A 556-nucleotide genomic window follows, 5' to 3' on the forward strand; every position below is an offset into this window, starting at 1 on the left:
GGCTGGTTCGGCCCGCGCTCCGAGGTGAGGCTCGCGAACACGCCGGAGACGCCCGCCATGGCCAGGACGGTGCCCTCGGCCTTGCGACGGATCGGTTCGAACCGCTCCGCCTCGCTCGGGTCGATCAGGATCGAGAACATGACCCGGTTGGTAGGGTCGACCACCACCTGCGAGAGGCGGCCCGATGCGGGCAGCGTGGTCCCGCCGGCATCGACGGTGACGGCGGACAGCGCCTTGAGCACGTCGTCGCGAGTAATGGCCAAGATGGTTCTCCGGGCGAGGCAGGCGGACACGGCGGACCGGACGCCCCTCTGCATGTAACCGACGAAGACGAGAACGCCAGACCTCTTGCGGTCTCACCCCCCCGATATGCGCGACGAGGACGGATTCAGCGCCGCCCCGGCGGGATGGCGATGAGGTTGCACCGCTCCATCGGCCCGCGCACGACCGAGCCGTCGCCGCGCCGATACGTCCCGTTGCGGACATGGCGGCATCCGGGGGGACCGGGGAGCCGCTTCACCCGCTGGATATGGACGCTGCCGTAGCGCCGGTTCGA

General features: G+C 70.1%; 1 protein-coding gene. It reads right to left on the reverse strand.

Translation table 11 applies throughout. The features are described from left to right. Nucleotides 1–263, reverse strand: a 263-nt coding sequence (locus MBTS_RS23290) for an iron-sulfur cluster assembly protein (protein WP_192216606.1), incomplete at its 3' end; no start/stop codon positions are given. Nucleotides 264–556: the final 293 nt, after the last annotated feature.

Source organism: Methylobacterium bullatum (genome assembly GCF_014845095.1).
In the GTDB taxonomy this organism is placed as follows: domain Bacteria; phylum Pseudomonadota; class Alphaproteobacteria; order Rhizobiales; family Beijerinckiaceae; genus Methylobacterium; species Methylobacterium bullatum.